The sequence below is a fragment of the Halobacillus litoralis genome (assembly GCF_020171725.1).
Taxonomy (GTDB): Bacteria; Bacillota; Bacilli; order Bacillales; family Halobacillaceae; genus Halobacillus; species Halobacillus litoralis_F.
The window spans coordinates 133,078-156,184 of sequence record NZ_JAIVAJ010000004.1; the positions used below are offsets into that span (position 1 = coordinate 133,078).

A 23,107-nucleotide genomic window follows, 5' to 3' on the forward strand; every position below is an offset into this window, starting at 1 on the left:
TGAAAAAATAACGGAATACTAGAGTTGACATTATTCGACTGTTTGGAAGGGGAGGGGGAAGGAACTTAAAAGAATAGAAGATCCGGCATATCGATAGACTTTATATCATTTCTCATTCATCACGACATGGCTGAGGTGTGCTCCAAACAGCGTTATTTGCTATTTCTCATAAGAAACCGCAGAGATGAGGTTGATCTCTGCGGTTTTGGCTTCCTATATGGATTTAATGGTAAAGAACTATTCTGATGATCCTGTTAATCTGAACCAAGGGGGAATGCGGATAATGTGTGAGCAGTCTTGGCATTGATAGGTTCGACCGTCGCTCGATGTCTGTTGCATGTCATGCCCCGCACATTTCGGACAGCGAGTCCCTTGGCGGTAGGTCTTATGCTTTTGAGGACCACTTCCACACCCTTGGCAGATATAGTAGCCATCGATGCGCACAGGACTCTCACGGCTATCGATCACCTCATTACAGCCCCAACAGTGATTCAAATATACATTGGTATCATGGGGGCCTTTTTCAGAAGAGGAACAGTTTACGACCGTGCTTCTGTAGCGCGCCAGCTCTTTAGCATACGTAAAGTTGTTCGTCATATATGTCTTGCATCCACTACACTTCAAACGCTCCCGGATTTCACGGATGCGGTTCACCCAGCCGCTAAGCTTATTAACGTATTCGGATGGATCTTGTAAGTCAGGTAACTCAGGCGTGACACTGCTATAGGAGAGCAACTCATGAAGGGACCAGTCTCTGTAGTCCTTCGTCTGATCCGCGCGCAGGATGGCGCCTCTTCTCGTCACCTTCGACCAAGCAGGGCATTCTGACTTTGTTCGCGGGCAAAAGATCTTGGTCACTTTTTCATTCGTTTCATAGTCTGTTGCATCCCAATAAACCCCTTCACAATGCTTCACGACCCTTTCTGAGCAAGAAGGGAGAAGGGGGGAGACGTTCACATCACGTGACATGTCTTGAGCCATATCTAAAATATCCTCTTGGATGTACGCATGGGCGCGCTTGAATAGATTCCGTCCAACAGCCCGAGATTCAGATGCCGCATAAAGGAAAAGGAGCATCGCCTTCAAAATCTTGCTCGACTCCCGCCGGCCGATTTCGTTAATTGAGTCCATTTGCCGGTGTTCTTTTGCGTGACGATAAATCGCAAAAGCTTTTCCCTCGTAAGACAGTTCCTCCCACACATCAAGTGGGTTCAACAATAGACGTTCCCACATGAGCTCCACTTGATGTGGCCCAGGGACGTAAAGGAAAAAGGACGGGTTCTTCTGAAAGGATTGCGGCAGACGGGAGACGAGCATACTCTTGCCGACATCACCGTCTGCTTCCTCCACCCATCCTTCACACTGGCTTATGACTTCGTCTGTCAAATGCTCATCTCGAAGAAGCGGAATCATGAGTTCTTTCGGAGCATGTGGCCAAAAAGGTTCTTCTTTTAACAAATCGGTCGGGAGAAGCTTCCACATATTCAGAGGGTTGTCCGCTTCTCGTATCAGACCTCTGATTATCTTCTTGTACGTGACAGGCTTTCGGCGTTTACGAATCAGCGCAAGTAATCCTTGAATTTGAAGCATCGGGGAGAAATGTCGCCGGATATCTTCGACTTCATATAAAGAAATCGGAATCCGGTCGAAATCCTTCGTCGTGAAAAGCTTCTCCTGAGCGATCGTTGCGAGCTCCTCATGCCAGTCCGTGGATTCATCCCACACAGCGATGATTTCATCAAACACTTCTCCCGGATCTAAATAGCTCCATAACCTCTTATCGTGTACCACCCATTCACTCGGCAAGCGCTTCATCAATCTTTTAACGCCCACTTCATGATGCTTAAGTTGTGTCAATTTCTCATGGGCAAGCTCGGCGCCCTTCTCCTTTGTTAAAAGGGGGGCAAGCTTTGCCAAAGCAGATTCGAAAAAGGTGGGGGCAGGGTCAAAGAACACAGACGTCAACACGTCCTTGTCTTCTTCATCGTCAAGAATATTCAGCCTCTCCGCTTTTTCTTTTCCTCTGTTTTCTCCGATTTCGAATGTTACTATGATTCCTTCACGCAGTGTCTCGGGCGACGTGAGGAGATCGTTTTTATGTATGTAAAGGTCTTCTTGATCCGGTCTCTGAATAAAGCCGAAATGATTTTCAATCCGCTCTCCTCGGTCATTTCGACGAAACCCGCCGAACCATTTGATGCTTCCGTATTGCCTCAAGATAATCCCTCCTAAGATGGTAACAAATGTTCATATTCCTCTACCGATTATACATATCTTTCCTAGCGTTGTGGGTGTATGCAAGAAGAATCTTTGTGTAATTGTTACGTTTGCAGCGGAATAGAGACTTTCCATGGAGGAGAAAGGGGAGTGATAAATATATCCCATTTGACTCACAGAATGTTTAATTCTCTTGACGATAAAAAAGTCAAGGAATCTATCTCAAGGATAATGGGCTGAGCGCTTTTCAAACCTCAACAGTAAAGAGGATCTCGTAAGGGGATGAATTTTGACTCTCAGCACGAGAAACGGTCTAGACACCCTTCGTCTAGACCGTTTCTTCATGAGTTTTTCTCTGAAAATGTTGAGAGAACCACTCTCACGTCGATTTTCCTCCTCACCACAGACCAAAAGCGTCGTGAGACAATTTCTCACGACGCTTTCACACCTAACGCACGATTCATTTCCACTTATCCGGTATTTGATGAAGGGTTTCGATCATCAGATCCAGCTTGCCCTCGATACGGTGCAGCAGGTAGAAGGTGACCGCAATCGGGAAGCCGACATCGGTGACAAAAGCAAACCACATATCCATCGTACACACCTCTCTTTTTTTTATGGTAGAAAAAGCCGCTATGATAGCACCATAGCGGCTTTTCGTTTAGATTTCGATACCGAAGACGTTACGTTCGACGATGCGTGCTTCTTTCTTAGCGACGAGATTTCCGCCTGTCGAGTTGAAGCAGTTCTGAGTGATGATGGCGTCCATCGCCGCATTGATTAAGGCGGGATCGGCAGGTTCGACCGGCTGTTCAAGCGAGATCGTCACCGTCTTGCCATCTTCGTTGAGAAATTTCAATTCAAGCTTTTTCATTCGAGCTCCTCCTTTCTAAATTAAGATTCGTAGATCAAGAATTCGTCATCTCGTTCGATGGAGAACAAGACGCGCTGCTGAAGGGGTTCCAGCGCAGTTGCCACTCCGTGAAGCTGCTCTTCTGTTGCTGTCGTCTTCACGTTGTTGAACGACTTCGTGCGGTAGACTGGGTTTCCGACTTCATCGACTCCGTCCTCGAATGTAAGTACGAGGCGGCTGTCCATTAGTTCTGCGTTTACGGCCATTGCGATCACCTCCTTTCACTTCTATAATCGAAGCGAATCACGAAAAGGTGTCATATCTTCAAAAAAAAGGCTCATTTTTTTACTGAGACTCTGCTGTGGAACAAGAGAACCGTCCCCAGATTTCCTGATTTGAAACATTTCCCAGTCCCTTTTCGTATAAAAAAGGAGGAGGGGTTGCTGTGAAGAAATGGTTGGCTTCATTGGTCTTGTTGTTCATGGTCAGTGCTTGTTCGAATCAGGACATCATCACGTTCCAGGATAGAAGTGAGACGTGGTCGGTGCAGTACAACGTGGAGGTGACCGGGGAAAATGAAGAATCCACAGAGCTGCGCATCGCCTATGTCGGAGATGGAGAGCCGCCTGAGACCATTGATTATTCCTATGATGCAGGGTCCGGGAGTGGAAACGGCACGGCACCGTTGTCAGAAGACGGCGTCATCACTCCATCATCTGGCTGTTCGGGGTGTGACACGACGGAAAGAGAGGATGAGGTGACGGTAACGATTGAGTGGGACGATCAGGAGGAGAACTTCACGCTGGAACCGCGTTCGTAAGGCCTTACACATGTGACGGAAAAGGCAGCATATACTCCGAATATCGGAGGTGTCATCCATTGAAAACAATGATATTCGTTGGAGTGCTTATGCTGTCGTTCCTTTTCTTGTTCGTTCTAGATTCACCCCAATCCAATGTAGAGGCAATAGAAGATACGATACCAAGCCCGCAAGAAGCAGTCGGAATTATAGACTACATACAAAAACATTTCTCAAATGAAGAAAAAGTGAAGTCCGTCCAGTTTGACGAAGAGCGGAAATCCATTGTGGTTCAGACAACTTTTACGAAGCCTGACTCCAAGGAGGCGTTCGGGTTAGAGGAAGAACTAGTGGATGTGCTTCAAGAGTATAACCTGACAGGCGATCGAGTCTCTTATATGGTCGAACTGAACCTCCAGAACGGAACAATGTTTTCGAGCGTTGTCTTCCTTAATGAATGATTACGATCATCATAGGGGGATTTCAATTTCGTACTCCCAAAGTCATAGCTGCTCTCCGTTCCCTGGCCGATGGCGGCCGTTCAAACTCCCTGTATCTTTATAGTAGATCTAAAAAAGGGGAGTAACCAATGAAAAAATATGTATGTACGACGTGCGGGGTGCAATACCCGGCGAGCTCAGAAGAACCGAAAGCGTGTCCGATTTGTGAGGAAGAACGACAATATGTGAATCCGGATGGTCAATCCTGGACGACTCATGATGAATTGATAAGCAGTGGAAGATATCGAAATGTTATTAAGCAAGAAGAGGAAGGGCTATACAGCATCACGACGACACCGGAAATCGGCATCGGTCAAACGGCGTATCTTGTGGTCGAGGATGGCTTCATAACTCTTTGGGACTGCCTAACTTACCTCGATGACGAAACGGTTGAATTTATTCAGTCTTTGGGTGGCATTGATGCCATTGCGCTTTCGCATCCTCACTATTATTCCAGGCAATCTGACTGGGCGGAGGTGTTTGATGCACCGATCTATATTCATGCGGATGATCGGGAATGGGTGATGGAACCGAGTGAGCGCATCCATTTTTGGAAAGGGGAAGAAAAACAGTTGAAGGAAGGTGTGACGCTGCATCGTCTTGGAGGTCATTTCAAAGGTGGGGCTGTGCTCCATTGGAAAAACGGGAATGAGGGGCGCGGTACACTGCTTACGGGGGACATCATCCAAGTGGTTCAGGACCGGAATTGGGTGAGCTTCATGTATAGTTATCCGAACTTGATTCCGTTACCAGCGAGTAAGGTGGAAGAGATGGCGCAGAAGACTGCCGGCTTATCCTTCAATATCCTTTACAATGCTTTTCATAAAGTGGTGCGAAACGATGCTTCAAAAGTCGTTCAGCAGTCCGCGGAACGTTATGTGAAAGCGCTGGAGGGAAAGTGGTTCGCAACGTAAGGGTCAGCATTTTCTTAGTGTCTTCTTTTATGACTGATGAGAGATCAGAATCATAAAGTGGTGGGGTCTTCGAAAAGGAGGCCTCTTTTTTTATGAATTTTTTCATAGCGCTTCCAAACAGCCATCTATCAACTGAATATCCTGCATACAAATCGAAAAATGTCAAATACGCTATTGCATAATTATGATTCTATGCTAATATAAATACTAATCACAAAATTCAGAATATTGGTTCTATTATCGAACCACTTAGAAGGTGGTGGCAGCAAATGAGTTCGAAAACCGTCGACAAAGCCCTCCAAGTATTGGACATGTTCACCTTGAAGCATCCGAAATGGGGGCTTAGAGAGTTGTCGCGTGAACTGGATATGAGTCATACGATCGTTCACAGAATGCTGACGACGCTTGAGGAGAGAGGCTACGTGTACCGTAGTGTGGATACGCAGAAGTACGAGCTTGGAATCAAGTTGCTGGAGCTAAGTAACGTCGTAGAGCAGCACTTCCAAATATCAGAAATCATCCACCCGATTATGCATAAGATTGCATCCGAAACAGGAGAGAGTGTCGTCATGACTCTTTTAGATAACGAAGAAGGAGTATTTTCAAAGATTGTCGAGAGTAGTCAACAGGTGAGATTTGCAGGGTCTGTCGGTCGTAGATCGCCGCTATACATAGGAGCCTCTCATAAGGTCATCCTTTGTCATTTACCGAAAGACGTGCAGAGACGGATTGTTCGTCAGGGAGCGGAGACTCATCCAGATTTAGTTCCCTCCGCGGATGCGTTGCTGCAAAGGCTGGAGGAGATTGATCGGAACAGGTGGGCCTACTCAGCTGGAGAAACAATCAGTGATGTTGCGGCTGTTTCAATTCCGTTGTTTGATTACGGGCATAAGGTGCTTGGGTCATTGTCGATTGCCGGTCCGAGCTATCGTCTAACGGAGGAAGTGGCTCAAGAAATACTGCCAAACCTCGAACGCCATCGCCCGGAGCTCGATTCGATTTTGAGTAAGGTTTGTTTTCCTACCAGACGGAACTTTTTACTAGAGAGTCTTCATTAATAGGAGGTGGATCCATGTTAAAGGTTGATCGTCTCGTGACTGGATACAGGGGAAAGGAAGGGTTTGTACGTGCTGTGGATGGGGTGTCCTTTGATATCGAAAAAGGGGAGACCGTCTGCATCGTGGGAGAATCCGGGAGCGGGAAGAGTGTAACGTCGATGTCGGTAATGCGTCTTGTCGAGTTTGAAAATGGTGAAATCGTCAGTGGATCGATTGAATACATGGGAGAAGAGTTGACGACGAAGTCCAATGAAGAAATGAGGAAGCTCAGAGGGGCTGAGATTTCAATGATCTTCCAAGAACCTCTGACAGCTTTGAATCCCGTCTTCACGGTAGGCCAGCAGATTGTCGAAGCCATCCGCTATCACCAGCCCCTCTCTAAAAAGCAGGCGATGGACAGGGCAGAGGAACTTCTTACGATGGTCGGGTTGTCAGAGCCGAAGACAAGGTTGAAGCAATACCCTCACGAACTTTCCGGGGGCATGCGGCAGCGGGTGATGATTGCCATTGCATTGGCTTCAAAGCCGAAGCTTCTGATTGCTGATGAGCCGACGACGGCGCTTGATGTCACGATTGAAGCTCAGATTCTCGAGCTGCTCCGGAAGTTGAGAGACGAAGAAGAAATGTCGATTATGTTGATTACCCACGACATCGGCGTCGCCGCAGAGCTTTCACACCGGATCATCATCATGTATGCCGGTAAGGTGATGGAAATCGCGAAGACAGAGGACCTATTCGACCAGCCGCATCACCCGTATACGAAGGGGTTGCTGGAGTCGATTCCGAAGATGAGCGGGGCAAGAGGCGAACTGCTTCCTACTATAGAAGGGACGATTCCAGGCTTAAATCAAATGCCGGAAGGGTGTCGGTTCGCTCCACGCTGTCCGCTTGCGACTAAGAAGTGTCACGAGGAAGAGCCGCCTCTCGAAAGAAAATGCAGTCGTCAAGTGGCCTGTTGGCACGTAGAAGAATTTTTGGCATCGCAAAGAGAAGCTTCTGAAAGGAAGGAGGATCCCGTTGAATCCACATGAATCGAATCACGAGCCGTTGCTTGAGATCAAGAATTTGAAGAAATACTTTGAGATTAAAGGAGGTGGGGCCTTAGGGAGGAAGAAGCAGACGCTGAAGGCCGTTGATGATGTATCGTTCGAGATTTACAAAGGGGAAACCTTGGGGCTTGTCGGAGAATCCGGGTGTGGGAAGTCAACGCTCGGCCGGAATATTTTAAGGCTGCAGGATCCGACTTCAGGAGAAGTGGTGTACGACCAGAAGAATATTCTCGACTACACAAAAAAAGAGATGCGTGCCCTCAGAAAGGATATGCAGATCATTTACCAGGATCCATTTGGCTCGTTGAATCCGCGCTTTACAATCGGTCAAATCATAGGTGAAATGTATGAAATCCATGGCATTGCGAGAGGGAAAGAAAAGGAAAAGAAAGTGAAGGAATTGTTGGAGCTTGTAGGGCTCGATCCACAGCGGTATCACAGTTACCCACACGAGTTCTCTGGAGGACAGCGTCAGCGGGTCGGCATTGCGAGAGCTCTTGCTCTTCAGCCGGAATTCATTGTGGCTGATGAACCCGTCTCTGCTCTTGATGTATCCGTCCAGTCCCAAGTCATCAACCTATTGATTGAGTTGAAGAAAGAAATGGGATTGACACTGCTCTTTATCGCTCATGGATTGAATGTCGTCCGTCATATTTCAGATCGTGTCGGTGTGATGTACTTAGGAAAACTGGTTGAACTATCGGATACGGATTCTATTTTCAATGAACCCGCTCATCCATATACAGCGGCCTTGCTCTCTACGGTTCCGGAGGCAGATCCGGAAGCTAGAAAAGAACGCATCGTTTTGAAAGGTGAGGTGCCTTCACCAGCTTCCCCACCTTCTGGTTGCAATTTCAGGACGAGGTGCCCACTTGCCACCGAACGATGTAGTCAGGAAGCTCCTGCATGGCAGGAAACGCGAAACGGCCATTTCACGGCTTGCCATTACCCACTTGAGAAAGGGCAGACGTTGAAAGATGCAATTAAACAACGTAAGGAACAACCTGAAAAAAATACCAATAACCTTATTATGGCATAAGCCATTCGAATTAGAAAGGGGAATCACCTTTGTCTGAGGTAATCAAAAAAGGAAATAAAAAAGTCTATGATGGCTATAAATCATTTCAATATTTAGAAGCAGGTAAAGACTTCAAAGAGTATAAGTTGGCTGAGGAAATCGAACGTGTACCAAGTTTCTCTTACCCAGTTTCGAATGACCAGGAAGCCTATGTTCAATCCATCCTGGAAGAGGACCTGATGATTTCGATGCACGAGCATACCTTCATTGCCCCGGAGGATTTAAATCAGTTTTACGAGTTCCGGCGCCAGGGGCGTGATTTCACGGCATTTGAAGCGTTGAGCCATTCCGGGCTTGATGTCATCTTCGAGAACTTTATGGATGGCACGGCGATGATCACCTCGATGGCAGGTTGGAAGTGGTCAGATGTCATCCATGATTTGGGTATACGCTACAGCGATATCGCCCATCAGGATATGATCATTAAAGCAGAAAGAATCGAAGATCTGACACGTGCGAAGAAGGAAGGGAAGATCGCTTTTGTCGGCGCGCTGGAATCGGCTTCGATGATCGAAAATGAACTGGATCGTCTAGATGTGCTCTATGGATTCGGCATTCGTACGATGGGCGTTTGTTACTCGGAATCCAACATGCTGGGGTCAGGATTACGCGAACCGAATGACGCAGGTTTATCGGTATTTGGAAAGCAGGCGGTCGAGCGGATGAATAAACTCGGCATTACAGTCGATGTATCGCACGCCGGGGACCAAACAGCGCTGGATACGATTGAGACAAGCACGAAGCCTGTTACGATTAACCACGCTGGAGCAAGAGGCGTATGGGATACGAAGCGTATGAAGCCGGACAGCGTCATTCAGGCCTGTGCGGAAAAGGGCGGCGTCATTGGTATCGAAGCTGCACCTCATTCGACGGTATCGGACAACCATCCGCATCATAATATCGATTCCTTTATGGAGCATTTTGAATATACCGCAAACCTTGTAGGCATCGATCACGTCGCCTTTGGACCAGATACATTATTCGGGGATCACGTCGGACTGCACAACACGCTTGCCGGACAGCTGTCGATCAAGAGCGCTCAGAAGTCTTCAATGGAGAGAGTCGAGTACGTGAAAGGTCTTGAGAACCCGGCAGAATGCTTCCCGAATATCATTCGCTGGCTCGTTGCGAAAGGCTACAGCAGAGAAGATATCCAGAAGGTTGCAGGAGGGAACATTTTACGCGTCCTGAAAGAGACATGGGCAAAATAACGAGAGAGGAACGATAAAATATGAGACGAAAATGGTGGCTCTTTGTAACGATAGTTGTTATGACGATGTTCCTTGCAGCATGTGCCTATGGTGGGGATGAAGCTTCAGAGGAAGCGGAAGGGGCAGAACCTGAGTCTTCGGGTGAATCAACAGAAGGCGGCTCCATTTCCATTCCGATTGTAGCTGATCCGACCTTCAATCCTTGGCATCCTAATGCTTATGCAGAATCGAACGTCATCAACCGTGTTATTTTTGACGGATTGACGAAGCCTGGGAAAGACCTTGTACCGGCTCCTGACCTTGCAGAATCGTGGGAAACTTCAGAGGACGGTCTGACATGGACGTTCAATCTGCGTCAGGATGTGAAATGGCATGATGGAGAAGACTTCACGGCGGAAGATGTTGCCTTTACCTTCAATGAAATTACGTTGAATGAAGAACTCGGAGCCAACAGTGCTTCTTACTTCGGTCAAGTGGAGAGCGTTGAAGCGGTAGATGAGTACACCGTTCAGTTCAACTTGAGCAGTCCTGTGGCTGCACTCCCTGCCTATTTGAGCTTCAATACAGAGGTTATTCCGGAGCACATTTTCCAAGGGCAGGATCCATGGAACTTGACGAGCTTCAACAAGGAGAATCCGGTTGGAACAGGACCATTCAAGATCAAGTCTTACACATCTGGTCAAAGTGTTGTGCTTGAACGCAACGATGACTACTTCGGCGATACCGCCAAACTGGATGAAGTCGAGTACAAAATACTTCCGGATGCGAACACGCACGTTGCGCAGCTCTTGAGTGGAGAGCTTTCGATCTTTGCGTTGGATGATACGTCAGCGGTGGAACGGATTGAGAGTGCGGATGGAGTGGACGTCAACGGACGCGATACGAACCGATTCTTCTGGCTGATCGTCAACCAGCAGCAGGAGCGGTTCCAGGATGTGAAAGTGAGACAGGCGATGGAGTATGCGATGGATCGTGAGAACATCATCGATACGGTTCTTCAAGGGTACGGAACGATTGCCAATGCCGGAATCACACCTGCCTTGAGCGAGTATTACACGGATGATGTGAAGCAGTATCCATATGACCCAGAACAGGCGAAACAGCTTTTGGCTGAAGCCGGATGGGAAGACACAGACGGAGATGGATTTGTCGATAAAGACGGCGAGAATTTCGAAATCGTCTTCGATATCGGAATCCAGGGTGACTTGGAAGCCATCGCTCAGCTTGTCCAGCAATACTTGATCGATGTCGGTCTGGACGTCGAGCTGAACACGATGGATTGGAACACGATGATCGATAAAGTCGTCATTCAGCGTGACTATGCGATGACCTTGAACTGGTGGCGTTACCCGCCTGATCCGGATTTGAAGGCGTATATGCACTCTGACTTTGCCGATCAAGGTAACAACATTCCAGCTTACCGAAGCGATGAAATGGATCGTCTTCTAGAAGCAGGAGCGGAAACTAGCAGTGTCGAGGAACGGAAAGAGATTTATACGGAAGCTCAGAAGTTAATGGCAGAAGAACTTCCTTACATGTTCCTCTGGTACCCACAGGAAGTGCAGGTGAAACGCTCGAATATCAGCGGCGTACCTGAACTCGCCTTTGGTGATACACTTCATTACATTCAAGAGTGGTACATGGAGGAATAAAGGTCAGATCTGTGAAGTGCGCGGGGGTTTTCGCGCACTTCCTATCTATTAGAAAAGGAGGAGAATCTGCGTGGTTCGATTTTTACTTAACCGCTTTGGACAAAGCATCATTCTGCTGTTCATCGTGACCGTGATTACATTCTTCCTCATCAATCTCGCACCAGGCGGTCCGAACGGAGTCATGCGGATGGACGCTTCACCTGAAGAACGTCAGGCGATGATTGAACGGCTCGGATTGGATGAGCCGGTCATCATCCGCTATTTCGAATGGGTGGGGAGTGCGCTTCAAGGGGACCTCGGGACTTCGTTTAACTCGAGTGAAGCCGTTGTGCAGCGTATTGCCGATCGACTGCCGTATACGATTGAATTGACGGTTTTCACCATCATTTTCTCAGTTGCTGCCGGCATCATACTCGGCGTGATGTCCGCCTTGAAAAGAGGGAAGGCGACCGATCACGTCATCAACTTCTCTAGTGTCATCGGGCTTTCTGTCCCTTCTTTCTGGCTAGGCCTCATGCTGATTCTACTGTTCTCTGTGGAACTTGGATGGCTTCCTTCATCAGGTGTCGGGCCAAGAGGGGCGGATTTCGAGTTCGGAGGGTGGCTCTCTCACCTCGCAATGCCGGTCTTGATTTTATCTACGACCGTGCTTCCGAACATCGTCCGGTTCACAAGGTCCTCGATGCTTGAGGTCATCTCGCAGAACTATATCCGAACAGCACGTTCAAAAGGGGCGAAGGAATTCGTCGTGCTCTATGTACATTCGTTGAGGAACGCTCTGATTCCAATTATCAGCATCATCGGGGTGTTGATCCCTCGATTGTTGAGCGGGGCCGTCATTACAGAGGCGATCTTCGGCTGGACTGGAATAGGCACGTTGATCATCGAAGCGGCGAACGGACGGGATTATCCGTTGATTATGGGCATTACCGTCGTCATCACACTGGTTGTCATCGTCAGTAATCTGGTCGTGGATGTTGTTTATTCTCAAGTGGATCCACGCGTGAAAAATTTGGCATAGGAGGGGACAGAATGTTAGGAGCTTCTTTGAAAGAAGATGTGAATCAAGCAGAACCGCAAGAAGAGAAGCGCCGGTTTGTTTTACTTACGAGACTGAAGCAGAACAAAGTAGCTTTTTTCTCGCTTTGGTTTTTACTCATCGTTCATTTCGTCGTGTTCGTCGGTCCCGTCCTTTGGCCACTTTCACCGGATGAACTGACGGACGTGGGAGCTTTGGCGCCGTGGACGCTGCAGCACCCATTTGGAACCGATGATTTAGGACGCGATGTCTTCGCGCGCATGCTTCACGGTGGGCGTGTGACGCTGCTCGTCGGACTTTGTGCGATGTTGTTTTCACTGATCATCGGGACGATTATCGGGGCTTGTGCCGGGTTCTTCGGCAAAGTCGTTGAATCGATTCTGATGCGGATCACAGAAGCGATGATGGCGATTCCGAACTTCTTCTTCGTCCTTGTCGCTCTGACTGTTCTTGGAACGACACCGGTGATGGTCGTAGTCGTCATTGCTCTGACCGGCTGGGTGGAAATCGCACGTGTCGTTTACGGGGAGACGTTGAAGTGGAAGGAGTATGAATTTGTGGAAGCCGCGAATGCGGCAGGAGCATCGGCTAGACGGATTCTTCTGAAGTACGTCGTTCCTCAGATTCTCCCGTCCATCATCGTTTCCGGAACGCTTGCTATTGCTTGGGCGATCCTGACGGAGAGTGCGATCAGTTATCTCGGACTAGGCATCCAACCTCCGACACCGACGTGGGGGAACATGTTGCAAAATTCCCAACAGTATATTTGGACAGCGCCGATTTTAGGTGTACTTCCGGGTGTAGCGATTACCATCGTCGTACTCGCTTATAACTTCCTCGGTGATGGATTGAGAGATGCTTTGGATCCTCGATTTGCGAAAAAATAAATAGGAGGAATCATTTTGTACATTGAAATCAATGATAATGAGCTCTATTACGAAGTGCTTGGCAATCCTGACGGTGAGGTGATCTTCTTCATCCACGGGGCCCCGGGACTTGGAGACTGTCGCGGCGACATCAAAGCCTTCATGGAACTCGGTGACCAATATAAGCTGGTCTTCATGGATATGAGGGGATCGGGGAGGTCGGGTGGAAATCCGCCTTTCACCCATGAACAGTGGACGGCAGATATCGAGGCTTTGAGGCAAGAGCTCGTCGGAGCACCGATCAAAATTCTTGGAGGCTCTTATGGCGGATTCCTTACGCTCGAATATGCCATCCGCTATCCAGATAGTGTCACTCACGTCCTCCTCAGGGACACAGCCGCAAGCAGTGAGTTCGATCGTCTGTCGATCGACAAGGCGCTTGACAGTAGCATACCGGGCATTACGGAAGAGAATATGAATCGTCTGTTTGAAGGGAAAGTGCATTCAGATGAAGACTTGAAGGAACTCTTCACTTTGATTCAGCCTCTCTACACCGTCGAGTACGATGAGGAAGCTGTGAAGAAGCGCTTGGATCAAATCTATTACCGCCATGAGACGCATAATTACGCGTTCCGTTACAACAAGCCTGGATTCGACCTTATCGATCAGCTGTCCACAATCAAGGTGCCGACGCTGGTCACAGTCGGGCGGCATGACTGGGTGACGCCTGTCGTCTGCTCGGAGACGATTGCAGAAGAGGTGCCTCACGCTAAACTGGTCATCTTTGAAAATAGCGGACATTCTCCGCAACTGGAAGAGAATGCGGACTACCTTGAGCTTGTCCGGTCGTTTTTGAAGGAACATGCAGTTTCTTCAACTCATACATGAATCAGATTAAACCAGGCTGACTTCAGTCTGGTTTTCTTTTTATGTGAGCGGAGAGGCTTATAGTATACTAGAGAAAATAGAGGAGGAATCAACATGAAATACATAGGAACTTTACTCACCATGTGCGCAGCGCTTCTGCTGTTTGCGCCTGCTGTTTCAGCGGAGGAAGTGGCGGCCGATAAGGAATGGACCGTCACCTTCAATACCGACATGTACGAAAGCTCGTTCAATGAACAGACCGTTTTCGTCTTGAATGAGGACAATGAGCGAATCGATACGGTCGAGCTTGCACTGGTAGAAAGCGACGTGTTGAAAGTTGTAAACACAGAGGCATACGCTCCCGGGAGCTACCGATTGATCATCACCGAAAGTGTCCATGCTGTGAGTGGCAAGCATCTTGTAGACCAAGTGGAAAAAGCGTTCGAAATCCCGGCTGAGCAGGTGGACGAGCCTGAGGAAACGCCGGATGAGACCGGATCATCGGAGCAGATGATCACGGACATTTTTGAGCTGACGAATAAAGAGCGCAAAGCAGAGGGGCTTGAGCCTTTCGTCCGTGACGCGGAGCTTGAGGCGCTGGCGAACAAGAAAGCGAAGGACTTTTACGAGAACGATTATTTCGCCCACAACTCTCCTGTCTACGGATCGCCGTTTGACATGGTGAGAGAAGCGAACCCTGCCTATAGAAGTGTCGGGGAAAATATTGCGGCCGGCTATCAATCGGCTGAAGCGGTCGTCGAAGGCTGGATGAACAGCCCCGGTCACCGTGCGAATATTTTGAGCGACCAGGAGCGGATCGGAATCGGGCATTACCGTTCGAATGAGAATGGAATGGCGTATGATTATTATGTTCAGTTGTTCGGGACTAAATAAGATGTGAGGGAACCGCAAGTGTGCAGCTTTAACGGGCTGTGGGGCTTGTGGTTCTTTTTTTGTGAATTCATTGATTCCTTGAACATCGTCATGGAGGGAATCCTATGGTAAGCTTTGACTAACATAAGCTTGAATGTAATCTTAAGGAGGTGCACGATGCAGAAGGCGATCACCGTTCATTATCAGTCCGATAAAAAGAACAACGTAGATGAGTTGAATCAGCTGCTTCAAGAGGGATGGAAGGTTGTATCTCAAAGTCCAGTTGGGTTGGTGCCGATGGTATCTTCACTTGTTGTGCTTGAGAAGGAATAAGAAGAGGTTCCCTTTTTAAGTTGGAGAGCCAGTCATTTGGAATATGGTATTACAATTCCAAAGGAGGAGGAAGGGTTCATCATGAGTCCATCTCAACCAAACAAAGTCAGTTTCTCGGAATACAAGAAGATCCGGGATGAGAGCGATGAACGACTGGAGTACCTGGACGGTTTCGTTTTCTCCTTGCCTTCTCCTTCGACGAAACACCAGCGCATTTCAGCTAAAATGACAGTTGCTCTCTATCAACACCTTGAAGGGACGGACTGTGAAGTGTTCAATGCTCCGTATGACATCGAACTGAAAGATGGCCATGTAGAAGGGACGCATATCGTGATTCCTGATCTGAGTGTGATTTGTGAGAAAGACATAGGGGAGAACCGCTTCACGGGCGTTCCTTTGTTCATCGTCGAGATTTTGAGTCCATCCAATCAGTCCCATGATTTAGTTACGAAACTGAACCTCTATATGCAATATGGGGTGAAGGAGTATTGGATCATTAATCCGATGCTGAACGTTGTGCAAATCTATACGCTGGATGACGAACGACAGTACCAGCAGGCCAATATAGCGAAAGACGAAGGAATGATTGAGTCTACCGTACTTGAAGGGTTTCGAATATCGCTTGAACGTATTTTTTAATGTTTGCTTGTCCTTTTTAGGGCAGGCATTTTTTGTGAAAATGTTGAGCATGCAAAAGAGAACAGCTAGAATGATAGACGAGGAGATGATGACATGAATGAAGAACAAATTTTTCAACAAATACAATTAGTCCGTACATCGACATTGAAAGAAATCGAAGGTGTCACAGAAGAGCAGGCTGATCTTCAGCCGGAAGGATTCAACAATACGATCCGCTGGAACCTCGGTCATATTTACGTCGTGCAGAATTCGCTGATGACAAGGTTCGGTGGCAAGCCGGTTGAAACGCCGCAGCGCTATCTCGAGCTGTTTGCACCAAGAACGAATCCAGCCGATTGGGAAGGCGAGGTCCCTTCATTGGATGAGTTGAAAAAAGCGCTGGAAGAACAGCCAGGTGTGTTAAAGAATGTGCTTGCGGGGCAGCTGGACGATGAAGCGGCTCAAGCTTTCCTTGGACTTCCGACCGTTGGGGAGATTCTGAATTTCACGTTGTACCATGAAGGTTTACATACGGGAGGCATTAAGGCACTGAAGGCTCAAATAGCTGAATAATAGAGAGAAGCTGACTGTGTGATGTAGTCAGCTTTTTTTATAGTAAGACAGATTCATGAAACGATTTGCGTCTACAATCGTATGTAACCTAAAGCCCCTTTTCGAAAAAGGACAGACGGGAGAAGGAACGATGAACAAATCAAAATACCGTGGAATCGGAATTGCTCTGGGTGCAGCCATCGGCACGAGTCTAGGGATCACTTTAGATCAACTGGCGGTGTTTCTGCCCATCGGTATCATTCTAGGTGTCGTGTTTGGTTCAAAGTTAGGGAGTAGAAGTGAGCGTTAGATTCATAAATAGATGAGGAGGGATGAACGTGGAGAATATTCAGGAACTGACATCGCTGGAAGAATGGCGGGATGTTTGGAAGCGTTCGATGGATTCGCCGGTTTTAGTCTTTAAGCACAGCACCTCCTGTATGATCAGTGCGAGAGCATTCAAGCAGCTGAAGGCTTTTCAAAAGGAAGGGCGAGTGGACTGCTATATGGTGAAGGTGATTGAAAACAGAACGGTATCGGAGAAAATAGCGAAGGACACCGATGTCCAACATAAATCACCACAGATTTTCCTTATCGATCAGCAGCAAATCATTTGGAACACATCGCACTGGATGATTACGAAGAAGCGATTGGAGAAAGTCGTTCCTTCATAAACTTGGTTTTGGCATAACAATAGGAGGTCACAATGTATCTATTATCGAATCAATTCATGGTAGGCGATATGATTGCGCAAGTCATGATGTTCATTATTCTTGCGGTCATCGTAGGCGGAATCGTTGGAGGCATCGCATTAGCGGTCGTGCTGTCGAAGAGGAAATCGAATCGATTAAGCCGGCTGGAAGAAAAGGTCGATCAACTGATGGAGGAACGGAATAAGTAAGGGGCAGGAGGAAAAAGGATGGACTTATCAGCAACAATCGTGATGATCATAGGCATGCTGCTGACTTGGGGGGTTCCCATCGGTGTGGTCATTTCACTGGTCGTTTTGTTTAAAAAGGTGAACCGCTTGGAGAAGAAGATTGAAAAATAGGTTCCGCCGCTATACAGAATAGACAGGTAAGCACTAACACTCCGAACAAAATGCTGTTATAAAAGATTTTGTTCTCCAGTTTGTTCTGTGTTTCCACAGAAGGGTGCACCACAAGTATGATGATGCGGTACGTCTGGTACATGAAAATCATGGATAGAATCGGCACGGCGATGAGTAGAAAAGGCATCATCGTTTTCCTCCTTTAAACGAGGGCTTCGATTATCGTTACACACAAATACATATCATTGCAATAAATGTTTCATAAATCTTTTCTGGAAACTTCAGCTGATTTGAAAAATGTGGTAGTCTCTACATGGAGTAAAAGAAAGGGGCTATTATGAATAAAAAAGTCAGTCTCATGATCAGTGGGATGATTCTAGCGTTTTGTTCATGCATGTTTTATTTCCAGTTATCAACCTACTCCCTGTTACCTCCAGAAGAAGGCGGGGCTGATTTACATGCTTCTTTCAGACAGCTCTGGGCTTCCTCGGTATGGTTTTATGGTGTATTATTTTCACTTTTAGCCATCCTGTACATGGGGTTTAACCATATTAAATTTGCAAATGAAAAATAGCCAACCAATGAGTTGGCTATTCGTCTTGTCCAGTCAATCAATAGGATCCTCAGCCTTCCCGTAACGTAGGACATCATAAACGGCCATCCCATCACTTGGTTTTCCATCATCATTTCTGTAAGGAAACAAAGAAAAGAAGATGAAGTAGATGGAAAAGTAGGCATATTGGTAAAAGAACAATGTGGCAGGCAGGAATTCAGTTGTGATTAGAAAGTTCAACAAGAGGATGACGATCAGATTAAAGCCGCTGCCCGCTAAATAAATGGCAACGTGGGCCCACGTTTTGTTATAGGTTAACGAGTCGTACTGGCACCAGCCTTCCATGAAGTATTTCTTCTTTACTTCGAGTGAGCCGATATTGAAAAGGGTTTTACCCGTCCCTATACAAAACTTGATCTTTCCACCGAACAATCGTGCCGTCAGCACATGCCCGGCTTCATGGATGAGGGTGACCAAAGGTAATATCAAAAAGAAATTCACAAAAAACATCGGGATATCACTGAATGTGAACATGCATGCTTCCTCACTTATTCTATATTTGGAACCCTGCAGGATATAAGGTTCGATTCAGGAACCATTTGGACAACATAACACAATTTCATTTATTATCCTAATATAATGAATGATGTGTCGAATCGTATGAACAGGCGTTACTCTAAGAAAACATAACAAGAAACGAGGAATTCAATGACTGAAATCAAAGAAATAGGATCATTATGCACGCTCGACGACCACGGCTATATCATCAACGAATCCGACTCCGGCAAAATCAACGCAAGATTCCAGGAAGCGATTCAACTTTTGACGGATCGATGTCTGGCTGCTTTACCAAATGACATTCACAGCCTGTACCTCCGAGGTTCGGTGCCGAAAGGGTTGGATATGGAAGGGGTGTCGGACGTCGACTTCATAGCCGTGACCTATAAGGACCCGGAGGAACTTGATTTAGACTGGGTGGAGGAGACTGAACAGTTTATCGATCAAAAATTCTCCTTCATTAATGGAGTCGATTTAGGGTTCAGCCCCATAAGTGAGGTGGAGGAGACGGAGCACTGCTCGATGATTCCGTTCATTCTGAAGACTTACGGCCTGTGCGTGTATGGCGAGAACTTGATTCCGCAGCTCCCCGATTATAAACCAGACGTCTCGCTGGCGAACGAACACCTCATCCACTTTTCTTCATTAATGGATTACGCGAAGGGTGAGGTAACGGACAATGATGACGTGGAAGATATCAAGGATGTCTGTTCATGGATTATGCGGATCATCGTGAGGGCCGGGGGAGTGCTTGTGATTGATCAGGAAAAAGCATACACAAGAGATCTTTTTCCTGCCTACACGCTATTTGCCAAGCATTATCCTGAAAAAGAACAGGAGATGAAAACAGCGTTGTGGTATTCCATTAATCCGCTATCAGACTCAGGAGATATCCTCGAATTTCTGAACGGATTTGGTCAGTGGATGGAGGCGGAAACAGAGAAGTGGCTGGATGTTCACAATCCGAAAAGAGCCATGCATCTTCCGCTTTAATGTCATGGACATAGGGGACGGTTCTCTTGTTCCAGCTATGGAACAAGAGAACCGTCCCCTACATTTCACCCAAACATCCGACCGAAACTTGCCCCCAGCCCTGTCTGCCAGAAAAATAGCGACACGACCATCACGAAGAACCAGGACATTCTCCAAATCTCATTGGAACGGACAAATTGAACGAAGTACAAACCACCCCAGATCACAAACGAAAGTGTGATCGGAAGCCACGCTGAAATGCCCATGCCACCTTCTCCCATACCGAAGGCAAAGAGCACTAGAAGGTTAAAGGCTGACAGGATGAGAAGAGCCGTGATGTTGTAGATATGAAACGCCTTTTTGCTCAATTGGAATCCCCCTTGTAGATATTGGATTGCGCTATATCTATTTTATCAGCAAACCAATTATTTACAAACGGGTCTTTACACTCAACGAATAAAAACAGGCTGTCGTACGGAACGACAGCCTGTGTGAAAGTTTGCTCGTTAAAAAAACTCATTGTTCACTATTCTGATTTCTATTATCCACTTTTCTAATCATCATAATGGCTTCAAATAAAACAATACTTATAATGAGAGTTCGCGCCAGTGGACTAAGTGGTTGGTATTCAAACATGTTTGCAAATAGAACAATGGCCAACAAAATATATAATACAGCTTTTACTAAATAATAAATCATCTCTAATGGTCGCATCATCTAGCCCCTTGTTACAAAAATATAGTTCTCAAAAAAACACTACATCCTCTAAACGTATCATAGGCTTAGGGACTTGGAAATAGCTTCCCTTTTATCCCGGAAAAAATAAAGATGAACCTGAAAACAGGCTCACCTTTTCTGAACAAAAAAATAACCTGGACCTATTCCAGATTTTCATCTTGCAACCTATAAGGCGTCGTGCTATCATCAAGAGACGCCTGTTTAATTATGTATGATAAACGTGTGACCATCTTACACTACAATCATATCACTAAGGCGGGTCCATGTCAAACGGCACCTTCGCAAGTCTTGAAAAAAGGGTCGTTACCGGACCAGGAACCAAGATGAAAAACATAGAAAAAGATACAAATATAGAGGAGTGGTCGAGCTGGACGAACAAATTCGGAACGAGCAGCAGTATTTGAATGAGGTTATGGAGACAATCCAGAAGCAGATCCATGACGTTGAAGCCGATTCGGCCAAGCGAAAGGAAGAAGTCATTCAGATCCGGAAGCACTTCTGGGATGACCTGAAGGTGAATATGGATACGTTCGATGATTATTTGGAGACGATCATCGGGATGCGTCAGCAGGCACAGGATTTGTCTGTCATCCAAGGCACGCACTGGCATGCCTACGACCGGCTGAAGAAGCTGAAGCGGATCGAGGAATCCCCGTATTTCGGACGGATCGATTTCCGGGAAGAGGGGGCGGATGAGGCGGAGCGCATTCATATCGGGGTGGCGACGGTCACCGACGAAGCGAATGAGAACATCCTGATTTACGACTGGCGCGCGCCGATTTCGAGCGTCTACTACGACTATCCTCCCGGCCCGGCCGAATATGAGACCCCGGGTGGAACGATTGAAGGCCATTTAGATAAAAAGTGGCAGTACACGATCCGGAATGGTGTGATCGAGTCGATGTTCGATACGAGCCTGACCATTGGAGACGAAATCCTCCAATCCGTATTGGGGCAGGGGACGAACAAGCATATGCAGAGCATCGTCGCGACCATTCAGCGGGATCAGAACCATATTATAAGGAACGTCGGCGGTAAATTACTGGTCGTGCAGGGTGCTGCGGGAAGCGGCAAGACGTCGGCTGCCCTCCAGCGGATTGCGTATTTCCTCTATAAATACCGCGACACGCTGAAGGCGGACCAGATCATTCTGTTCACTCCGAACAACATGTTCAGCAACTACGTATCCCACGTGCTGCCGGAGCTCGGGGAGGAGAACATGGAGCAGGAAACCTTCCAGGATTATTTGAACTACCGGTTGCGGGACTCGTTCAAAGTGGAGGATCCGTATGACCAGCTGGAATTTTTGCTTGAAGCAGAGCCCGGACGTCGTTATGACACGAGAAAAGCGAGCATCCGATTCAAGTCATCCGCGACCTTTTTTGAAGGGATGAGGCGATACCGCGAAGCCTTGGAGTCCTCCGGTATGATGTTCAGAGGCATCAAGTTCCGTGGAAAGTCAGTAGCGACATCGAAGGAGATCACCGACTTCTTCTATCAGGAGCATACGTCTATGCGGTTCCTTAATCGAATCGAGAAGCTGAAGGAATGGTTATTGAAGAAGATCGATCAGGTGGAAAAGGAAGAGCGGAAGAAGGCGTGGGTGCAGGAGGAAATCGAACTGCTCAGCAAAGACGAACTTCAGAAAGTCTTCAACAATTTAGAGGAAGATTCCTTCGAGTACTATGACAAAGAGAACCGTATGCTCGCCCGTTATATCGTGCGCAGCCGTATGAAGTCGTTACGGAAAAAAATCGAATCGCTCGAATTCATCCACGTGAAGAAGCTATACAACCAGCTGTTCGACGCCTCGATGGACGATGTGTTATGGAATCGTGAGGAGCTGCCACCTGAGTGGGAAGACATTCGTATTTTGACAAAAGAAATGCTGGAGCGGGATGAATTGCATAACGAAGATGCGACGCCGTACCTGCTTTTAAAGGAACTGATCCAAGGCTTCCAGTCCAATACGTCGATTAAGTATGTGCTGATTGACGAGGCGCAGGACTATTCGATTTTTCAGTTCGAGTTTATCAAGCGGCTGTTCCCGGCGGCGAGAATGACGGTGCTCGGCGATTTCAACCAGGCGATCTTCGCCCACTCCCATGATCTATCCGATTTCAACGACCTCTCGAGCTTGTATGGACCGGATGAGACGGAGCTGATCGAACTCGACCGCAGCTATCGATCGACGAAAGAGATCATCGAGTTCACGCGCGAGCTTGTTCCGGAAGGGAAGCAGATCAAGGCGTTCGAACGCGAAGGCGAGCAGCCGACGATGAACGTGGTGGAGGATAAGCGGACCCTTCACAGGTCAATCCGCCAGAGAGTAGAAGAGCTGCAGGCAAGTGGATCCCAAACGGTCGCCATCATCTGCAAGTCCGCGACGGAGAGTGCCGCCGCCTATGAATCGCTCCGCAGCAGCATGGAAGACCTCACACTCGTGAGGAAAAACACAGAAGAGTACCAGCAGGGCGTCGTGGTGATCCCGGCGTATCTCGCAAAAGGAATCGAATTCGATTCGGTCATCATCTACAATGCTTCCGAAGAAGTATATGGAGAAGAGCATCTGCGCAGGCTGTTCTATACAGCGTGCACGAGAGCGATGCACCACCTTCATCTATACAGTGTCGGGGAACCGAGCTTTCTGATGGATGATGTGCAGCAGGGACGGATGCTGGTCGCTCAGCGGTGATCTAAATAATTCGAGCACGGAGGACGAAAAGATGTCCCCCGTGCTTTTTTGCTGTGAAGGA

Annotated in this window: 29 protein-coding genes; 22 read left to right on the forward strand and 7 right to left on the reverse strand. The window is 47.5% G+C overall.

All coding sequences use genetic code 11. The features are described from left to right. Window positions 1–237 precede the first annotated feature (237 nt). From LCM20_RS09235 to LCM20_RS09250, 4 genes are all read right to left on the reverse strand, one after another. Window positions 238–2,217 carry a cold-shock protein gene (locus LCM20_RS09235; protein ID WP_225195165.1) on the reverse strand — a complete coding sequence of 660 codons (1,980 nt, stop codon included), beginning with the start codon at window positions 2,215–2,217 and terminating at the stop codon, window positions 238–240. 460 nt (window positions 2,218–2,677) lie between these two features. After that, window positions 2,678–2,812: a YvrJ family protein gene (locus LCM20_RS09240; protein WP_225195166.1), complete on the reverse strand. Its 135-nt coding sequence runs from the start codon at window positions 2,810–2,812 to the stop codon at window positions 2,678–2,680. A gap of 66 nt (window positions 2,813–2,878) precedes the next feature. Then, window positions 2,879–3,091 carry a DUF2922 domain-containing protein gene (locus tag LCM20_RS09245; RefSeq protein ID WP_225195167.1) on the reverse strand — a complete coding sequence of 71 codons (213 nt, stop codon included), beginning with the start codon at window positions 3,089–3,091 and terminating at the stop codon, window positions 2,879–2,881. A gap of 20 nt (window positions 3,092–3,111) precedes the next feature. Further along, window positions 3,112–3,336 (reverse strand): DUF1659 domain-containing protein, encoded by a 225-nt coding sequence (locus LCM20_RS09250; protein ID WP_225195168.1) that lies wholly within the window; start codon window positions 3,334–3,336, stop codon window positions 3,112–3,114. Window positions 3,337–3,515: 179 nt separating this feature from the next. On the opposite strand from LCM20_RS09250, the gene LCM20_RS09255 reads away from it, so the two are divergent. From LCM20_RS09255 to LCM20_RS20070, 19 genes are all read left to right on the forward strand, one after another. After that, window positions 3,516–3,890, forward strand: a complete 375-nt coding sequence (locus LCM20_RS09255; RefSeq protein WP_225195169.1) for a hypothetical protein — start codon at window positions 3,516–3,518, stop codon at window positions 3,888–3,890. Window positions 3,891–3,949: 59 nt separating this feature from the next. Further along, window positions 3,950–4,330 (forward strand): hypothetical protein, encoded by a 381-nt coding sequence (locus LCM20_RS09260; RefSeq protein WP_225195170.1) that lies wholly within the window; start codon window positions 3,950–3,952, stop codon window positions 4,328–4,330. 128 nt (window positions 4,331–4,458) lie between these two features. Beyond that, window positions 4,459–5,283, forward strand: coding sequence for a hypothetical protein (locus LCM20_RS09265; RefSeq protein WP_225195171.1), 825 nt, complete (start codon window positions 4,459–4,461; stop codon window positions 5,281–5,283). 269 nt (window positions 5,284–5,552) lie between these two features. Next, complete coding sequence (locus LCM20_RS09270) at window positions 5,553–6,341, forward strand: IclR family transcriptional regulator (RefSeq protein WP_225195172.1); 789 nt, start codon at window positions 5,553–5,555, stop codon at window positions 6,339–6,341. 14 nt (window positions 6,342–6,355) lie between these two features. Next, a complete protein-coding gene (locus LCM20_RS09275; RefSeq protein WP_225195173.1) occupies window positions 6,356–7,372 on the forward strand; it encodes an ABC transporter ATP-binding protein in 1,017 nt (338 codons plus the stop codon). Then, on the forward strand, window positions 7,359–8,429 hold the full coding sequence (locus LCM20_RS09280) for an ABC transporter ATP-binding protein (protein ID WP_225195174.1): 1,071 nt from the start codon (window positions 7,359–7,361) through the stop codon (window positions 8,427–8,429). The genes LCM20_RS09275 and LCM20_RS09280 overlap by 14 nt, the downstream gene beginning before the upstream one ends. Window positions 8,430–8,458: 29 nt before the next feature. Beyond that, window positions 8,459–9,679, forward strand: a complete 1,221-nt coding sequence (locus tag LCM20_RS09285; protein ID WP_225195175.1) for a dipeptidase — start codon at window positions 8,459–8,461, stop codon at window positions 9,677–9,679. 20 nt (window positions 9,680–9,699) lie between these two features. Further along, window positions 9,700–11,331, forward strand: a complete 1,632-nt coding sequence (locus LCM20_RS09290) for an ABC transporter substrate-binding protein (RefSeq protein ID WP_225195176.1) — start codon at window positions 9,700–9,702, stop codon at window positions 11,329–11,331. A 70-nt stretch (window positions 11,332–11,401) separates the two neighbouring features. After that, complete coding sequence (locus LCM20_RS09295; RefSeq protein WP_225195177.1) at window positions 11,402–12,352, forward strand: ABC transporter permease; 951 nt, start codon at window positions 11,402–11,404, stop codon at window positions 12,350–12,352. Window positions 12,353–12,363: 11 nt separating this feature from the next. Further along, window positions 12,364–13,257, forward strand: coding sequence for an ABC transporter permease (locus LCM20_RS09300; RefSeq protein WP_225195178.1), 894 nt, complete (start codon window positions 12,364–12,366; stop codon window positions 13,255–13,257). A 15-nt stretch (window positions 13,258–13,272) separates the two neighbouring features. Continuing rightward, complete coding sequence (locus LCM20_RS09305) at window positions 13,273–14,124, forward strand: alpha/beta fold hydrolase (protein ID WP_225195179.1); 852 nt, start codon at window positions 13,273–13,275, stop codon at window positions 14,122–14,124. Between the two features lie 93 nt (window positions 14,125–14,217). Further along, window positions 14,218–14,997: a CAP domain-containing protein gene (locus LCM20_RS09310; RefSeq protein ID WP_225195180.1), complete on the forward strand. Its 780-nt coding sequence runs from the start codon at window positions 14,218–14,220 to the stop codon at window positions 14,995–14,997. Between the two features lie 156 nt (window positions 14,998–15,153). Then, window positions 15,154–15,309 (forward strand): hypothetical protein, encoded by a 156-nt coding sequence (locus tag LCM20_RS09315; RefSeq protein WP_225195181.1) that lies wholly within the window; start codon window positions 15,154–15,156, stop codon window positions 15,307–15,309. An 81-nt stretch (window positions 15,310–15,390) separates the two neighbouring features. Beyond that, window positions 15,391–15,948, forward strand: coding sequence for a Uma2 family endonuclease (locus LCM20_RS09320; protein ID WP_225195182.1), 558 nt, complete (start codon window positions 15,391–15,393; stop codon window positions 15,946–15,948). Between the two features lie 93 nt (window positions 15,949–16,041). Then, window positions 16,042–16,500, forward strand: a complete 459-nt coding sequence (locus LCM20_RS09325; RefSeq protein WP_225195183.1) for a DinB family protein — start codon at window positions 16,042–16,044, stop codon at window positions 16,498–16,500. Window positions 16,501–16,630: 130 nt separating this feature from the next. Next, window positions 16,631–16,789 carry a hypothetical protein gene (locus tag LCM20_RS09330; protein WP_225195184.1) on the forward strand — a complete coding sequence of 53 codons (159 nt, stop codon included), beginning with the start codon at window positions 16,631–16,633 and terminating at the stop codon, window positions 16,787–16,789. Between the two features lie 22 nt (window positions 16,790–16,811). Continuing rightward, window positions 16,812–17,153: a bacillithiol system redox-active protein YtxJ gene (ytxJ, locus tag LCM20_RS09335; RefSeq protein ID WP_225195185.1), complete on the forward strand. Its 342-nt coding sequence runs from the start codon at window positions 16,812–16,814 to the stop codon at window positions 17,151–17,153. A gap of 32 nt (window positions 17,154–17,185) precedes the next feature. Then, on the forward strand, window positions 17,186–17,380 hold the full coding sequence (locus LCM20_RS09340) for a hypothetical protein (RefSeq protein WP_225195186.1): 195 nt from the start codon (window positions 17,186–17,188) through the stop codon (window positions 17,378–17,380). An 18-nt stretch (window positions 17,381–17,398) separates the two neighbouring features. Further along, window positions 17,399–17,530 carry a hypothetical protein gene (locus LCM20_RS20070; RefSeq protein ID WP_263622034.1) on the forward strand — a complete coding sequence of 44 codons (132 nt, stop codon included), beginning with the start codon at window positions 17,399–17,401 and terminating at the stop codon, window positions 17,528–17,530. On the opposite strand, the gene LCM20_RS09345 is transcribed toward LCM20_RS20070, so the two are convergent. Beyond that, the gene (locus LCM20_RS09345) at window positions 17,490–17,720 is read right to left on the reverse strand and encodes a hypothetical protein (RefSeq protein WP_225195187.1); all 231 of its coding nucleotides are present in this window, start codon (window positions 17,718–17,720) and stop codon (window positions 17,490–17,492) included. The two genes, LCM20_RS20070 and LCM20_RS09345, sit on opposite strands and share 41 nt — an antisense overlap. A gap of 147 nt (window positions 17,721–17,867) precedes the next feature. On the opposite strand from LCM20_RS09345, the gene LCM20_RS09350 reads away from it, so the two are divergent. Continuing rightward, the gene (locus LCM20_RS09350; protein WP_225195188.1) at window positions 17,868–18,104 is read left to right on the forward strand and encodes a hypothetical protein; all 237 of its coding nucleotides are present in this window, start codon (window positions 17,868–17,870) and stop codon (window positions 18,102–18,104) included. 33 nt (window positions 18,105–18,137) lie between these two features. Here the strand turns inward: LCM20_RS09350 and LCM20_RS09355 are convergent, their stop codons facing one another. Beyond that, window positions 18,138–18,593, reverse strand: a complete 456-nt coding sequence (locus tag LCM20_RS09355) for a site-2 protease family protein (RefSeq protein WP_225195189.1) — start codon at window positions 18,591–18,593, stop codon at window positions 18,138–18,140. Between the two features lie 198 nt (window positions 18,594–18,791). Here LCM20_RS09355 and LCM20_RS09360 point away from each other — a divergent pair, with 198 nt between their 5' ends. Further along, the gene (locus LCM20_RS09360; protein ID WP_225195190.1) at window positions 18,792–19,634 is read left to right on the forward strand and encodes a nucleotidyltransferase; all 843 of its coding nucleotides are present in this window, start codon (window positions 18,792–18,794) and stop codon (window positions 19,632–19,634) included. A gap of 65 nt (window positions 19,635–19,699) precedes the next feature. Here LCM20_RS09360 and LCM20_RS09365 read toward each other — a convergent pair whose 3' ends face one another. Then, a complete protein-coding gene (locus tag LCM20_RS09365) occupies window positions 19,700–19,981 on the reverse strand; it encodes a hypothetical protein (RefSeq protein ID WP_225195191.1) in 282 nt (93 codons plus the stop codon). Window positions 19,982–20,718: 737 nt separating this feature from the next. On the opposite strand from LCM20_RS09365, the gene helD reads away from it, so the two are divergent. Beyond that, a complete protein-coding gene (gene helD, locus LCM20_RS09370; protein ID WP_225195321.1) occupies window positions 20,719–23,046 on the forward strand; it encodes an RNA polymerase recycling motor HelD in 2,328 nt (775 codons plus the stop codon). Window positions 23,047–23,107 lie beyond the last annotated feature (61 nt).

Excerpts from the sequence above, each read along its gene's own strand:
- LCM20_RS09315 (WP_225195181.1), top strand. The coding sequence starts at position 15,154 with ATGCAGAAGGCGATCACCGTTCATTATCAGTCCGATAAAAAGAACAAC.
- LCM20_RS09325 (WP_225195183.1), top strand. The coding sequence starts at position 16,042 with ATGAATGAAGAACAAATTTTTCAACAAATACAATTAGTCCGTACATCG.
- LCM20_RS09350 (WP_225195188.1), top strand. The coding sequence starts at position 17,868 with ATGAATAAAAAAGTCAGTCTCATGATCAGTGGGATGATTCTAGCGTTT.
- LCM20_RS09240 (WP_225195166.1), bottom strand. The coding sequence starts at position 2,812 with ATGGATATGTGGTTTGCTTTTGTCACCGATGTCGGCTTCCCGATTGCG.
- LCM20_RS09245 (WP_225195167.1), bottom strand. The coding sequence starts at position 3,091 with ATGAAAAAGCTTGAATTGAAATTTCTCAACGAAGATGGCAAGACGGTG.
- LCM20_RS20070 (WP_263622034.1), top strand. The coding sequence starts at position 17,399 with ATGGACTTATCAGCAACAATCGTGATGATCATAGGCATGCTGCTGACT.
- LCM20_RS09355 (WP_225195189.1), bottom strand. The coding sequence starts at position 18,593 with ATGTTTTTTGTGAATTTCTTTTTGATATTACCTTTGGTCACCCTCATC.
- LCM20_RS09275 (WP_225195173.1), top strand. The coding sequence starts at position 6,356 with ATGTTAAAGGTTGATCGTCTCGTGACTGGATACAGGGGAAAGGAAGGG.
- LCM20_RS09290 (WP_225195176.1), top strand. The coding sequence starts at position 9,700 with ATGAGACGAAAATGGTGGCTCTTTGTAACGATAGTTGTTATGACGATG.
- LCM20_RS09270 (WP_225195172.1), top strand. The coding sequence starts at position 5,553 with ATGAGTTCGAAAACCGTCGACAAAGCCCTCCAAGTATTGGACATGTTC.
- LCM20_RS09265 (WP_225195171.1), top strand. The coding sequence starts at position 4,459 with ATGAAAAAATATGTATGTACGACGTGCGGGGTGCAATACCCGGCGAGC.
- LCM20_RS09250 (WP_225195168.1), bottom strand. The coding sequence starts at position 3,336 with ATGGCCGTAAACGCAGAACTAATGGACAGCCGCCTCGTACTTACATTC.
- LCM20_RS09340 (WP_225195186.1), top strand. The coding sequence starts at position 17,186 with ATGTATCTATTATCGAATCAATTCATGGTAGGCGATATGATTGCGCAA.
- LCM20_RS09330 (WP_225195184.1), top strand. The coding sequence starts at position 16,631 with ATGAACAAATCAAAATACCGTGGAATCGGAATTGCTCTGGGTGCAGCC.
- LCM20_RS09300 (WP_225195178.1), top strand. The coding sequence starts at position 12,364 with ATGTTAGGAGCTTCTTTGAAAGAAGATGTGAATCAAGCAGAACCGCAA.
- LCM20_RS09320 (WP_225195182.1), top strand. The coding sequence starts at position 15,391 with ATGAGTCCATCTCAACCAAACAAAGTCAGTTTCTCGGAATACAAGAAG.
- LCM20_RS09360 (WP_225195190.1), top strand. The coding sequence starts at position 18,792 with ATGACTGAAATCAAAGAAATAGGATCATTATGCACGCTCGACGACCAC.
- LCM20_RS09345 (WP_225195187.1), bottom strand. The coding sequence starts at position 17,720 with ATGATGCCTTTTCTACTCATCGCCGTGCCGATTCTATCCATGATTTTC.
- LCM20_RS09310 (WP_225195180.1), top strand. The coding sequence starts at position 14,218 with ATGAAATACATAGGAACTTTACTCACCATGTGCGCAGCGCTTCTGCTG.
- ytxJ (WP_225195185.1), top strand. The coding sequence starts at position 16,812 with ATGAACGTGGAGAATATTCAGGAACTGACATCGCTGGAAGAATGGCGG.